The following is a 533-nucleotide window of genomic DNA, read 5'->3' on the forward strand; positions in this document are numbered from 1 at the left end:
GCCCAGACTGGTGGTGTTGAAGGCCGCGTGACCTTGAGCGCCCAGGTTGATGAGCACGATGGCCAGGCCGATCGCCAGTCCCGCCAGGGACGCCACCAGCACCGCGTTGGCGGGGCCAACGGGCGATTTCGTCATCGTCGTCATGATGTCGTCTCCTCAAGTCTTCTTGACGGTTGCGCGGGTGCTGGGCACGGCCGGTCCCGCGCCCCCCGACAGGTAGTAGACCTGGGGCTTGTTCCCGGTTTCGTCCTTGAGCCGCACGCCCCGCTTGTCGGCGATCAGCTTGTTCACCCGGCTTTCGGGGTTGTCCAGGTCGCCGAAGTAGCGTGCCTTGGGCGGACAGGTGCGCACGCAGGCGGGCACGTACTCCTTCAGCGCCGGATCGTCCTCGTCCAGGTCGGGCGTTCCCGGCGGTGCCTTGCTCACCTTGTGATAGCAGAATGTGCATTTGGACACCACCCCATGGGGCTGGATGCCAACCCCGTGCACCCAGTCGTCGCGGGCGTCCGGCGCACGCCACGGTGGGTTCCAGG

Annotated in this window: 1 pseudogene; it reads right to left on the minus strand. The window is 66.8% G+C overall.

Features of this window, described 5'->3' with window-relative positions:
• Window positions 1–156: 156 nt before the first annotated feature.
• A pseudogene (locus ACTFO6_RS17565) lies at window positions 157–533 on the minus strand (4Fe-4S dicluster domain-containing protein); the annotation flags it as partial.

The organism is Pelomicrobium sp. G1 (assembly GCF_051905455.1).
Taxonomy (GTDB): Bacteria; Pseudomonadota; Gammaproteobacteria; order Burkholderiales; family UBA6910; genus Pelomicrobium.